The 13049-nt window shown below is 53.7% G+C and carries 10 protein-coding genes; 7 read left to right on the forward strand and 3 right to left on the reverse strand.

The genetic code is table 11. The features are described 5' to 3' along the window. Positions 1-55 precede the first annotated feature (55 nt). The 7 genes from KNP74_RS09425 to guaC all read left to right on the forward strand — a co-directional run bounded on the left by KNP74_RS09425 (position 56) and on the right by guaC (position 10970). Positions 56-1261: an NAD(P)/FAD-dependent oxidoreductase gene (locus KNP74_RS09425; RefSeq protein WP_214764122.1), complete on the forward strand. Its 1206-nt coding sequence runs from the start codon at positions 56-58 to the stop codon at positions 1259-1261. Between the two features lie 50 nt (positions 1262-1311). Continuing rightward, positions 1312-1974, forward strand: a complete 663-nt coding sequence (locus tag KNP74_RS09430; RefSeq protein WP_214708308.1) for a hypothetical protein — start codon at positions 1312-1314, stop codon at positions 1972-1974. Between the two features lie 111 nt (positions 1975-2085). Beyond that, entirely contained in the window at positions 2086-4170 is a 2085-nt protein-coding gene (locus tag KNP74_RS09435) for an alginate lyase family protein (protein ID WP_214764123.1), read from the forward strand. 109 nt (positions 4171-4279) lie between these two features. Continuing rightward, positions 4280-6289 (forward strand): catalase, encoded by a 2010-nt coding sequence (locus KNP74_RS09440; RefSeq protein ID WP_214764124.1) that lies wholly within the window; start codon positions 4280-4282, stop codon positions 6287-6289. Between the two features lie 145 nt (positions 6290-6434). After that, complete coding sequence (locus KNP74_RS09445; protein WP_214764125.1) at positions 6435-7619, forward strand: MFS transporter; 1185 nt, start codon at positions 6435-6437, stop codon at positions 7617-7619. Between the two features lie 98 nt (positions 7620-7717). Next, positions 7718-9787, forward strand: a complete 2070-nt coding sequence (locus KNP74_RS09450) for a PAS domain S-box protein (RefSeq protein WP_251130137.1) — start codon at positions 7718-7720, stop codon at positions 9785-9787. Between the two features lie 199 nt (positions 9788-9986). Next, entirely contained in the window at positions 9987-10970 is a 984-nt protein-coding gene (gene guaC / locus KNP74_RS09455) for a GMP reductase (protein WP_138860171.1), read from the forward strand. Positions 10971-11000: 30 nt separating this feature from the next. Here guaC and KNP74_RS09460 read toward each other — a convergent pair whose 3' ends face one another. From KNP74_RS09460 to KNP74_RS09470, 3 genes are read right to left on the reverse strand one after another with little or no spacing between them, the layout of a single operon-like run. Beyond that, on the reverse strand, positions 11001-11438 hold the full coding sequence (locus KNP74_RS09460) for a GNAT family N-acetyltransferase (protein ID WP_214764126.1): 438 nt from the start codon (positions 11436-11438) through the stop codon (positions 11001-11003). After that, positions 11438-12298: an MBL fold metallo-hydrolase gene (locus tag KNP74_RS09465; protein ID WP_214764128.1), complete on the reverse strand. Its 861-nt coding sequence runs from the start codon at positions 12296-12298 to the stop codon at positions 11438-11440. Before KNP74_RS09465 ends, KNP74_RS09460 begins: the two co-directional genes overlap by 1 nt. Further along, a complete protein-coding gene (locus KNP74_RS09470) occupies positions 12285-13043 on the reverse strand; it encodes a P-loop NTPase family protein (protein ID WP_214764129.1) in 759 nt (252 codons plus the stop codon). Before KNP74_RS09470 ends, KNP74_RS09465 begins: the two co-directional genes overlap by 14 nt. Between the last annotated feature and the right edge of the window lie 6 nt (positions 13044-13049).

Consider the following 13049-nt stretch of genomic DNA (forward strand, 5'->3'; position numbering starts at 1 on the left):
CATTCGTGAAATTCGGGGATTAAGTAGAAGATGCTGATTATCGGAGGATGACGTCATGGAGATGCACAACGGGAACTTATATTGGCCGACCACAGAATCGGAACAGATCGTCTTACAAAAACCAATCAAGAAAGAGCGCTACGACGTACTCGTTATCGGCGCGGGCATGTCGGGAACGCTGACAGCCTATACACTTTACAAGGACGGTGTCGATTTCGCCGTCATCGACCAAGGGAAAGTCGGAGCCGGGAGTACGGCAGCGAACACAGGGCTCATTCAATACTCGAACGACATCATGTTGCATGAACTCGCCGAGCAAATCGGCGAAGAGGATGCCGTCCGTTTCTATAAATTGTGTGCCGAGGCGGTCGATGCGCTCGACGAGGTCGCCGAGACGGTCGATGCCAAAGACGTCTACATCCGGCGCGACAGCCTTTGCTTTGCCAGCAGTGAGGCAGATGTCTCCAAATTGAAACGGGAGTATGAGATGCTGACGAAACATGGGCTTCAAGCCGAATGGCTCGACCGGGAGGCGTTACGCGCACGCTATCCGTTCGACAAACCGGCCGCCTTGATCACGAACGGGGACGCCGAGGTCAATCCGCTCACACTCAGCCGCCAAATCGTCCGTTACTTGTCGACACAGGACGCCCCAATCTTTGAAGAGACGGACGTTACGGAAGTCGTCGCCGACGGAGACGACTGGCTCGTGCTGACTCCAGCAGGAACGTTCAAGGCGGGCCACGTCATCTTCGCGACCGGCTATCGCCCGGCCCCGCTCCTCGACACGCATCGAATCGAACTCAACCGTTCTTATGCGATTGCGACGAATCCCGTCCCTGATTTTAAAGAATGGGATGGCCAGGCGCTCATTTGGGAAACGAAACGGCCGTACCTCTATTTACGGACGACCGTCGACGGCCGCATCATCGCCGGCGGGCTCGATGAAGAGAAACCAGAGACGCCGCATAGCGAGGCGCTCATTCAAAAACGGGCCGAGCGGTTGCGCCAAGAAGTCGAGGCTTTGTTCCCGATGTATGATTTGACAGTTGAATACGCCTGGGTAGCCTTGTTCGGCGAGTCAATCGACCAACTGCCCTTTATCGGGGAACACCCGGACCGCCCCAATCTCTTTTATTTACTCGGATACGGGGGCAATGGAACGGTGTACAGCATGTTAGGTTCTAAAATTTTGAGTGAGCTGGTTCGTGGGATCGACAGTCCCGATTCTCGAATCGTACGGCTCGACCGCACACGTTAATCCCCTGACATCAGGGGATTTTTTTATACATAAGAATTGGAGTGATTTAAATGACAACGAAACGTAAACCGAAATGGGTGTATCGTCTAAGGCGCAGTCTTCTCTTCATCCCCGCCATGATCTTGACCGCCTATGTATGGCCGCATGAGTCTATCGAGGAGGAACGCGATGGCGCGATCACCCGAACAGAGGCGACACATGAGGAGGGACGCTATACGATCGAGGCGAGGCAGGCCGTGAAGGAAGACGAGGCCGTCCGCTATGCATATGACGTTATCGTCCACGGCCAACCCGACGTCGAGACACTCCAATCGATCAGCCAGGATGTGATTGACGAGGTGGCCGTACAAGACACGTTCCAAGCCGCCCTCATCCGTTTTTATGACCATGAAGCCTATATCGGTACAGAATCCCCGCTCGGCGAGGCCGTATTTGCGCCTGGTGGAGATTGGAGCCTTGCTGATACGGTAAAAGCCGGTTCTTATGAAGACATGACGTTCGGGTGGCAGTTGAAAGAAAAAGAATGGGGCACGCAACTTTCGGACAAGGAAGCACGTGTCTGGCAAGCATGGAATCGTGTCTATGAAGCGGAACAGTCGGACGATCCTGACTTGAAAGCGAAGGTGACACGCACCATTTCCACGAAATACGACTTGAATCCGGAAACTGTCCAACAAATTGTATTAAAGCAGAATGTTTGGGCCGCTTTATAACCTGAATCCTCCAGAAAAATACATCGAATTTTCCTTTCTTTGGCTAAATATATAATTGTATACTAATTGTATACACGTAACTGGTTGAACGGCCAAAGAAAGGAAGACGTTATGAAACGATTGATGATTTTGTGGGTGCTGTTGTTCGTGATGGGTTCTACTATGACGCCACAGTCCGCCGTGGCCGCGACGACACCCCCTTATGAGGTGAGCGTCCCTTCCGGCACAACGCTTTATCAATTTGTCGGCAAGACGCTCAAGCCGAAAGCGACGTTGCGAACAGCAAAGCGGTTCAAGGCGCTCAGCACGTCCGGTTATTACTATAAAGTCCAGGACGGAAGAACCATCTATTACGTGAAAAAGAAAGCCGTCAAACTAGTGGCGACAAACCTGTCCTTGACGACGTTTTCTGGTTCGACCTATGCACGTCTGACCCACGAATATATGCGCTCGCTCACCCGTGGCCAGACGCCGTACTACTATGATGAGTTGACAGCCAAGACCGCCGTCATCCGGGCTGACACAGCGATGAAAGGGAACTGGTATATCCCCTCCCCGCCCTATCAGCTGCGCGTCCCGAACATCGATACATACCGCTTCGACGTCAGCGTCCCGGAGGTCGACTCGAAGTCGTTCAAGTTCCAAATCCATTACTTCACGACGTTGAACCAGTTGACACAAGCATACGCCGCGACCGGAAACACTGAGTATCTCCGTTACGGAAAGCGGATCGTAACGAGTTGGACCAAGCAATATCCGGCTGGGAACTACAAACGCTATCCATGGCCGTATCACGACCACGGCACGGCGATCCGGACGTTCCATCTGCTCAACTTCTGGAACGAGTTCCGCTCGTCCACGGTCAACACCGACCCAGCGTTCTCGCAACTGTTCGCCAAGACGCTCTATGAGCACGCGACGCTCCTCGCGACACCGAGCTTTTATAAGCCGAACAATAACCATGGCATGTTCCAAGACATGGCGTTGACCGCTGTCGCGGAGACGCACCGAAGTTTCTATCGTTCATCGTCATGGCGTTCGCTGGCAACGAACCGGCTCACACAGCAGTTGAACCATAGCTTGAGCACGGACGGGGTCCACCTTGAGCACTCACCGTTCTATCAGATTTATTTATATGACACGCTCGCCCGTTTCAACGACTGGGCCGCTGCTAACCGGTTCGCCTTGTCGAGCCGGATGGGAGACGTCAAAGACATGCCTGGTGCGTTGACGTATATGTTGAAGCCGAACGGGACACTCCCGATGTTCGGTGACACCCCGTCCATCGTTCACCGTCCGGACGCGATTCCCTATGTCGAGCGTTATTCACACTTGTATTATGCGATGACACAAGGGAGATCTGGGGCGCAACCGTCGACACGGGTCGGCAAGTTGTCGAACCAGTACGCGTTCTTCCGTCAGCATTGGGGCGGTAATGCCGGTCCGTTCCACGACGCGGTCCAAGTGATGATGACGGCCGGCTATCACAGCAACATCCATAAACATGCCGACGATTTATCGATCGACCTTTACGGTTACGGACGCGACTTTATCGTCGAGAGCGGTCGTTACGCCTATACGAATCGACCCGAACGAAAGGTCGTCATGCAGGCAGCGGCCCATAATACCGTCCATGTTGCCGGACAGAACTTCAAATTGACGCCGAGCAACTTGCGACGCAGTCAAATCACTTCGGTCGGCGCTTCATCGACACAGTGGACGGCAGCCGGGACGAGCGGACTGCTCGGCCAGGGGATGACGCACACCCGTCGCCTCGCCTACGACCGCGACGGAACGGTGCTCGTGTACGATGACATCACGAGTCCGACCACGACCTCGTTCGTCCAGCGGTTCCATCTTGGGACCGGTTTGAACCGAGTCTCGAGCGGAAGCCGTCATGCCATGTTTAAAGACAACCAGAACCGCTCCATCCACTTGTTGCAACTCGAGGTCGGCACGACCCCGAAAGTCGCCGTCGGTGCGAGTTACGTGTCATACCGAGATTATGACTGGCAACGCCGCAATCAAGTCGTGACGACAAAGCGCGGCAAGCAAGTCGAGTATTTGACGCTGATTCATATCGGTGAAAAGACGACGAAAATCACATCCGCCACGGTCCAGACGACGGCGCGCCACTATGTCGTGCGCTACAAACTGTCGGACGGCAAGACGAAAACCCTATCCATGTTACGCTAACCTCCATTTTAAAAATGGGGGTTTTTTCTCGGTCGGTTAGGGAAAACTCGTTAAGTAGGCCAAAACGTGGCTTACAGCGCGTGTGCATACTTAAAGGGGAGGCAATAACATGGGGAACAAGAAGGAAGAGCAATTAAAACAACATATGATCGATAACGAGCAGCAAGCCGGGCTCACGACGAACCAAGGTCTAAAGATGGCGGAGGATGAGTTTTCGCTCAAAGCCGGGCGACGCGGACCGACGCTCATCGAGGACTTCCATTTCCGTGAGAAGATGACGCACTTCGACCACGAACGGATTCCTGAACGCATCGTGCATGCGCGCGGCGTCGGGGCCCACGGGGAGTTCCAAGTGTACGAGTCGCTCGCTGACTATACGAAAGCCGACTTCTTGAACGACCCGTCGAAAGTGACGCCTGTGTTCGTCCGCTTCTCGACGGTGCAAGGCTCACGCGGTTCTGGGGACACGGTCCGCGACGTCCGAGGCTTCGCGACGAAGTTCTACACGGATGAAGGGAACTATGACCTTGTCGGGAACAACATGCCCGTCTTCTTCATCCAAGACGCCATCAAATTCCCGGACCTCGTCCATGCCGTGAAACCGGAACCGCACACGGAAGTGCCGCAAGGCGGAAGTGCCCACGACACGTTCTGGGACTTCGTCGGTCAAAACCATGAGGCGGCTCACCACGTGATGTGGGCGATGAGCGACCGCGGCATCCCGCGCAGCCTGCGCATGATGGAAGGGTTCGGCGTGCACACGTTCCGACTCGTCAACAAGGAAGGCAAGGCACATTTCGTCAAATTCCATTGGAAACCAAAACTTGGCGTCCATTCGCAAGTGTGGGACGAAGCACAGAAGGCGCTCGGGAAGAACGCCGACTTCCACCGTGTCGACTTGTATGAAGCAATCGATAAAGGCGATTACCCGGAATGGGAACTCGGGCTTCAAATTATCGCGGAAGAAGATGAGTTCAAGTTCGACTTCGATATTCTCGATCCGACGAAACTTTGGCCGGAAGAAGACGTGCCCGTCAAACTCGTCGGCAAGATGATGCTCAACCGCAACGTCGATAACTTCTTCGCCGAGACCGAACAAGTCGCGTTCCACCCTGGCCATCTCGTGCCGGGGATCGACTTCTCGAACGATCCGCTCCTTCAAGGACGCCTGTTCTCGTACACCGATACCCAGTTATCACGTCTTGGGGGACCGAACTTCCATCAACTCCCGATCAACAAACCGGTCTGCCCGTTCCATAACAACCAGCGCGACGGGATGCATCAGATGGCCGTTCATAAAGGACAGACAAGCTACCACAAAAATGCGCTCAACAACAATCAACCCGAGCCTGTTCCAGCCGAGCAAGGTGGGTTCGAGCACTATCAAGAGAAAATCGACGGGCACAAGATTCGTGGTCGAAGCGACAGCTTCCTCGACTTCTATTCGCAAGCGAAGCTCTTCTATAACAGCATGACCGACGTCGAAAAGCAGCACATTCAAGACGCTTACAGCTTCGAGCTCGGCAAATGTGAGTCGGACATGGTCAAAGAGAACGCCGTCGATTTGTTGAATCGCATCGACCGTCACCTCGCCTCTGTCGTCGCTGACAACTTAGGCGTCGAGCTTCCGGACGAGAACAATGAAGTCGTCTCGGACAAGACCTCACCGGCGCTCAGCATGGCCAATACAATCGCGAAACCGGACACGAAGAGCGTCGCCGTCCTCCTTGCCGGAGACGTCGATGCCGCGCAAGTGAAGGCGTGGGTCCAGGTGTTCGCTGACAACAAGGTCAATTACAGCCTCGTCGGGAAGAAGTCGTATACGCTCGGCGACCTTAAAGTGAAAGAGACGTATGATACGGTCGATTCGAGCCTGTTCGATGCCGCTTTCCTCGTCAGCACAGCGACCTCGGTCGAGGACGACGTGCTCGAATTCATCGAGAACACGTATAAGCACTTCAAGCCACTCGCGCTACATTTGCACCACGATGAAGTGCTCGACCGCTGCCGGGTGAAGACAAATCAACCAGGCGTCTACACGTTCAAACAACATAGTCTCGATGGTTTCGATACGTTTATCGACGGCATCGCGCAAGGACGGTTCTGGGACCGTCAATAATTGCTCGACGTAACCGATTCGCTTTAGCGAATTGGTTTTTTGATTGGAATGCGTCTGTTCGGACAAACCCCTCTTCGTTTGTTATACTACTTTAGTTATGTTTATTAACTATTTATAATCAAACGGAACAGGAGGCGGGCCGACGATGCAACTGACCGCACAAAAACTATGGACGAAAGATTTTCTCATCATCTCCCTCGTCAACTTCTTCTTGACGCTTATCTTTTTCTTACTAATAGTAACCATCGGCGTTCATGCCGTTTCCACATATGGGGCTTCGACGAGCGAGGCCGGGCTTGTCACCGGTATTTTTATTATCGGGACGCTCGTCGGGAGACTCTTCATCGGACGCTTGATCGATTCGATTGGACGGCGTAAGACGCTTCTCATCGGTCTCACCTTCTTCACGGCGACAATTTTGCTCTATTTTATCGACCTCGGCGTTGGCTTTTTACTGTTCACCCGCTTCGTTCACGGTCTCGGAATGGGACTGTCGAGTACGGCGACCGGAACAATCGTCGCCCAGGTCATCCCCGGCTCTCGAAAAGGCGAAGGCATCGGCTATTACAGCATGAGCTCGACGCTCGCCACCGCCATCGGCCCGTTCGTCGGCTTGATGATGAGTCAGTACACGAGCTTCTCGGTCATCTTCCTAACTTGTCTCGTCGTCGGACTCATCAGTCTAGGAAGTGCCTTGTTCGTGAACGTCCCTGAGGCCGACAATCCGGAAGTTGTTCGGGGCTTGTCACTGAGTGCCTTCGTCGAACCAAATGCGTTGCCAATTGCACTCATCATTGGCGTCGCGGCCCTCAGTTACTCGAGCGTGTTGTCTTATATCAATTTCTATGCGAGTGAACTCGATCTCGTGGAAGCGGCGAGTATTTTCTTCCTTGTCTATTCTATTGCGGTCCTGATCTCGCGGCCGATCACCGGGCGCCTGATGGACGCGCGAGGGGCCAACATCGTCATGTACCCGGCCATCGCCTTCTTTGCGATCGGCATGCTCGTCTTGAGCCAAGCAAACAACGCAGTCATGCTGTTACTCGCCGGGGCGCTAATCGGATTAGGATTCGGGAATATCCAATCCGGCACACAAGCGATCGCCGTCAAAGCGGCGTCCCCTCACCGGATGGGCATGGCCACGTCGACCTTCTTCATCGCCTTGGACGCGGGTCTAGGATTCGGGCCTTATTTTATTGGCTTGCTCATTCCGTTGACCGGTTTTTCAACGCTCTATCTGTTGCTTGCCGGCGTCGTCTCCTTTACGTTGTTCCTCTATTACTTGATGAACGGTCGCCACGAGCGATCCGAAATGAAACAAGCTGCCTGACAGGACTTTTTACAGTCCTGTCTTTTTTAGAATGTTCACACATTTCATCGTCACTTACGGTAATATGAGAATGACGCGCCGAAAAGTTTTTGATTGAAATGAGGGACATGATGCACGCCGACCAGACAATCCAACACTATTCCTCCGTCCTCCTCCGAACGTTCGACAAAATCTCTGATTTTGTCTTCTTCATGGAAGTGGACGGTTCAACTTATCGCTATATATTTGTAAACGAGCCGGGGAAGCAGGCGATCGGCTGGACAGATGCCGATATCGGGAAACGTGTCGAGGACATGGTCCCGCCCGAGACAGCCGCTCTCGTCACACGACATTACGAGGAGGCTGTTCGGGAACGAAAGAGTATCGTCTTCGAAGACTACCGCCTGGCCGAACCTTCTTACTCGGTCCAACCCGTCTCACATGAGATTCAACTACCGGTTCATTACTACGAATCCGAGGTGACCCCGGTCTTCGACGAGGCAGGCGTCTGCACACACGTCATCTCGGTCGTCCGTGAAGTGACGGAGCGGAAGCGTCGTGAACTCGAACTGTCGATTCTGAAAGACCAGCACGAGTCGCTCCGGCGCTACTCGCCGCATGGCATCTTCGTCCTCGATGACGCGTTTCGCGTCCAATCGATCAACCCCGCTGCCACGCAAATCACGGGTTACGGAGAAGATGATTTGTTAGGCGAGTCATTTTTAGCATGGTTGCCAGAGTCAGAACGAATGCTCGTCGACGACGGTCTCCGCTTTGCCTTGTCCGGCACCCCGCACAAATACGGGATCACGGCGCTTCAAAAGACCGGGGATCTCCTCGACTTGGCCATCTTGAATATTCCGATTGAAGTCGGAGGCCGAATCACGGGTCTGTTCGCCATCATTATTGACCATACTCCGGAGAAAAATGCCGAGCGTGCGACCCAAGAGAGCGAGCGTCGCTATCGCCAACTGATCGAGACGATTCCGGAAGGGATTATCGTTCATAAAGACGGCGTCATTCTATACGCCAACGCCCTAGCGCTAGAAACGATCGGAGAGACGAATATCGAGTGCGAATCAATCTTTAAATTTGTCGCCTCGGAATTTCATGAGACGACAAAGGCGCGCCTCCAAGCCTTACGGCAAGGTGATCCCGTTCAAGACACGGAAATCGTGCTCCTCACGCCGACAGGACGAAGACTACATATGGACATCGGCAGCCTGCTCATCGATTACGAAGGCACGACTGCCGTCATGACTTTGTTGCGCGACGTCACCGAAAAGCGTGAGATGGAGCGCGCCCTGCACCAAAGTGAGACGCAATATCGCCTCATTACGGAGAACATGAGCGACCTCGTCTGTATCCTCGAGCGTGACGGTCAAGTGCGCTACGCTTCGCCGTCCCACAAGACCGTGCTTGGATATGCGCCCGAGCTTTACGAGGGTAAAAATACGCTCGACTTCATCCATCCGAATGACGTCGAGTCCGCGAGACGACAACTCGACACGATGACAGCGTCGAGCGAATCGCTCACCCTCGAATTTCGTCACCTGCACCAGGATGGACGTTGGATTTGGCTCGAGACGAAGATTCAAGCGATTTACGACGACGTCGGCCAGCTGCTCCATTATTTGACGGTCACGCGGGAGATCATGAAACGCAAAGTATTAGAGAAACAGCTCAAGCACCTGGCTTACCATGACACGTTGACCGACTTGCCGAATCGGCGCTACTTCCTCGCCTACTTGGAAGAGACATTGGTGCGATTGGATGAAGAGAACGAGTCTCTCGCCGTCCTCTCGCTCGATATCGACTGTTTCAAACAGATTAACGACACACTCGGACATGACATCGGCGACGAACTGCTACGCCAATTCTCTGCTCGCCTGACCGATGTCTTGCGAAACCAAGACGTGATCGCTCGCTTTGGCGGCGACGAATTTTCGGTGCTCATCCGTTACACGGAATCCGATGCGCCGAGACGAGTGGCCGAAAAGCTTGTCACCGCGCTCCAACTTCCGTGGTTAATCGAAGGACATACGTTCGTTACAACCTCGAGCGTCGGGGTCGCCCCTTACCGACCAGGAACGTCGACGAAACAATTGCTCAAACACGCGGATTTGGCACTATATGAAGCCAAGGCCCGTGGGCGAAACCAATACGTCGTTTTTGAAGACCGCTCCTGAGCGGTCTTTTTTCACGTGAAACACAGAAGACAGTACCTAAACACGAACATTAAAGAGGATTAACCAACGATTATCAAGAATTTTTATCTTTTATCGCTATATCCCTTTGACATATGCTCTAATTTACGTTACATTACCGAATGGACGAAGTATTTATCATTCAACGAATCTAATTGTTCGTAAATAGGAGTGTGACAACATGGATAAAGTATTTGATTATGAAGATATTCAATTGATTCCCGCAAAATGTATCGTCGACAGCAGGTCTGAATGTGATGCGAGCGTGACGCTTGGGGGCTTTACGTTCCGACTTCCGGTCGTGCCTGCCAACATGCAGACGATCATCGATGAGAAAGTCGCCTTATCGCTGGCCGAGAACGGTTACTTCTACATCATGCATCGCTTCCATCCAGAGACGCGGCTCAAGTTCATCGAAGACATGCATGGACGCGGGTTGTATGCATCGATTAGCGTCGGTGTGAAAGAGGACGAATATCGTTTCGTCGAGATGCTTGCGGAAGCCGGGCATACGCCGGAGTTCATCACGATCGATATCGCGCACGGTCATTCGAACGCGGTCATCCGCATGATTCAACACATCAAACACCACCTTCCAGGCTCGTTCGTCATCGCCGGCAACGTCGGGACCCCGGAAGCAGTCCGGGAACTCGAGCATGCCGGGGCGGATGCGACGAAGGTCGGTATCGGACCGGGCAAAGTCTGTATCACGAAAATCAAGACAGGCTTCGGCACGGGCGGTTGGCAACTCGCCGCGCTCCGTTGGTGTGCCAAGGCGGCGACGAAACCGATTATCGCGGATGGGGGCATCCGGACACATGGCGACATCGCCAAATCGATTCGCTTTGGGGCATCGATGGTCATGATCGGTTCGCTGTTCGCTGGACACGACGAGTCTCCGGGTGAGACGTTCGAACAGGATGGGAAATTGCTCAAAGAATACTTCGGGTCGGCTTCTGAATTCCAAAAAGGGGAACGGAAAAACGTCGAAGGCAAGAAAGTGTTCGTTGAGCATAAAGGGGCGCTCCAAGACACGTTGACCGAGATGGAGCAAGACCTCCAGTCGGCTATCTCTTACTCGGGTGGGGACAATCTCGATGCATTGCGCACCGTCGATTACGTCATGGTGAAAAACTCAATCTTTAACGGGGATAAAGTATATTGAAAAAAGGCGACTCACACGAGTCGCCTTTTTTCAATCAGCTGTCAGTTGCTTCGTCATCATATAGTAGTCCGAACCCGGCGGATAATCACGGAGCACGCCGGCGATCTCATAGCCGAAGCGCTCATAAAACGTCTTCGCCTGAAACGAGAACGTCGTCAATTTGACGCGCGTCGCCCCGAGGTCACGCGCCAACCGCTCCCCTTCCTCGAGCAGGCGGCTCCCTAGGCCTGTTCCCGTATGTTCTGACGCGACCCAGAGTCGGTCCAAGTCGAACCAGCCCCAATAGACGCTCCCGAACAACCCTGCAATCACGTCCCCGTCCTGCTCCACTTTCAGCTGAACGACCGGGACGTCCGCGTTGCGAATCTCGCGATGGTGCACCGAGTGGGTGTCATTGAACATCCGCAATCGACTCGTCAAAAACTGTTGAAACGCTTCGTCCTCATCGTGTATCCGTATGATGTCCATCACAGTTCCTCACTCGAACCGTTTACGAAGAACGAGATCAACTCTTGCACTTTTTCGTCGACGGCCCGACCTGTCAAACGTTCGTACTGAGCGGTTATCGCTTCTTTATTTCCTGGGAAATCGAGGGTAATTCGGGCCAAATGGCGCAAGACGTCTCGGTCTTTCTCATATTCGGGACGGGTCACCACTTGACCGTGCGACCAGACGCATGCCTCGGCCTCGAACTGGTCGAGTACATCCAAGAGGCGTAATGTCCGTACCGGCGTCATCCGCCAAGTCGGCGCGTACAAGTTCGCATAGAGCGCATCCCCTAAAAACAACACCTTTTCCTCTGGCACATAAGCCACGACTGCATCGGCAGCGTGATCTCCACCAACGTGCTTCAGAATGACGTGTACCCCGCCGAGGTCGAGGGTGAGCGTATCATCGAACGTCAGCGTCGGTAAGACGACGCGCATCGATCGCTCTTCTCCATATTCGAGTTGGATCGCCTCCGCGCAAAACGCGATTTCACGTCCGTCCTCGACCCGTTCGGCCAACGCCTCATCGTCCCACGCATAGGGCAGCAACCGTTCCATCCCGGCTTTTGTCGCCGTGCTTGCGATGGAGACGGTGTCAGTCAGCGCCGACAATCCAAAGATATGATCCCAATGCCAATGCGTCAACGTGACGATTGACGGTCGTTTGATGCCCCGCTCGGTCAAGGCGTCTAGAAATAAATTCGTGTGCGCCTCAGAGTTCCCCGCATCAATCATGAGCGTATGGGTATCTCCGACGACAGCCCCTAAAATGGGACGGTCGGTCTCCGCGACTGGGTCCATATACCAAAACCGTTCCGAATGCCGCTTAAGTGTCTGCATGATTGACCTCCTCTTTGCTCCGTAACACGTCGAGCGCTTCGAGTGCCCCTCGCTCGTCATTGACGAGGCGAATCGTCCGGACCGGCAAACGCTCTAACAAGCTCAATTCACGCCGTTGCCGGTCTTTCAACAGTTGAATCGTCCCTTCGAGCCCGCCCAATCCGTTTGCCTGAGCGTAAGCGCGAGTCGTGTAATACTCGACGAAACCACGTTGCCACTCTGTCGGCCGTTCCGCATAGACATCGCGAAACACGGTCGGAACGTCGACCGTCTCTAAATAGACGACGGTCGGGTCGAGCGGGGCCAGTAAATCTGCCACCGTCTCGATATAGGCTTCAATCTGCTCGTTCGGGACGTCTTGGGCCACCATACCGATCGTGAACGGATTTTGCAGGAAGGCACATTCGAATACGTACGTACCGTCCTCTCCTTTGACCCGCTCCACGAAACGACGCCAACGGCCGATCATCAGTTCAACATGTATATCGAACGGCAGCTCATAGACGTCGACTCCAGAACGACGTTCGTTCGGACGATATCGTATGAATCGACCTGTCCCATCTTGATCGATGACCTCGCCTTCCGTCATACCGTCTGCTTCGACCCAATAGACGTCATGAACATCGACCGGATGTGACGCATCGATTTCCGAATAAAACGTATAGCCCGCTGTCGCAGCGATTGTTTCCGCAAACGTCGTCTTCCCGCTCCCTGGTAATCCTTCAATCAGCCATAATTTGCTCATATGATA

Origin of the sequence: Exiguobacterium sp. s141 (assembly GCF_018618085.1) — a bacterium.
Classification (GTDB): Bacteria; Bacillota; Bacilli; order Exiguobacteriales; family Exiguobacteriaceae; genus Exiguobacterium; species Exiguobacterium mexicanum_A.

What these genes read in the sequence shown, in the direction of transcription:
- KNP74_RS09425 (WP_214764122.1), top strand. Translation starts at nt 56, where the DNA reads ATGGAGATGCACAACGGGAACTTATATTGGCCGACCACAGAATCGGAA.
- KNP74_RS09430 (WP_214708308.1), top strand. Translation starts at nt 1,312, where the DNA reads ATGACAACGAAACGTAAACCGAAATGGGTGTATCGTCTAAGGCGCAGT.
- KNP74_RS09435 (WP_214764123.1), top strand. Translation starts at nt 2,086, where the DNA reads ATGAAACGATTGATGATTTTGTGGGTGCTGTTGTTCGTGATGGGTTCT.
- KNP74_RS09440 (WP_214764124.1), top strand. Translation starts at nt 4,280, where the DNA reads ATGGGGAACAAGAAGGAAGAGCAATTAAAACAACATATGATCGATAAC.
- KNP74_RS09445 (WP_214764125.1), top strand. Translation starts at nt 6,435, where the DNA reads ATGCAACTGACCGCACAAAAACTATGGACGAAAGATTTTCTCATCATC.
- KNP74_RS09450 (WP_251130137.1), top strand. Translation starts at nt 7,718, where the DNA reads ATGAGGGACATGATGCACGCCGACCAGACAATCCAACACTATTCCTCC.
- guaC (WP_138860171.1), top strand. Translation starts at nt 9,987, where the DNA reads ATGGATAAAGTATTTGATTATGAAGATATTCAATTGATTCCCGCAAAA.
- KNP74_RS09460 (WP_214764126.1), bottom strand. Translation starts at nt 11,438, where the DNA reads ATGGACATCATACGGATACACGATGAGGACGAAGCGTTTCAACAGTTT.
- KNP74_RS09465 (WP_214764128.1), bottom strand. Translation starts at nt 12,298, where the DNA reads ATGCAGACACTTAAGCGGCATTCGGAACGGTTTTGGTATATGGACCCA.
- KNP74_RS09470 (WP_214764129.1), bottom strand. Translation starts at nt 13,043, where the DNA reads ATGAGCAAATTATGGCTGATTGAAGGATTACCAGGGAGCGGGAAGACG.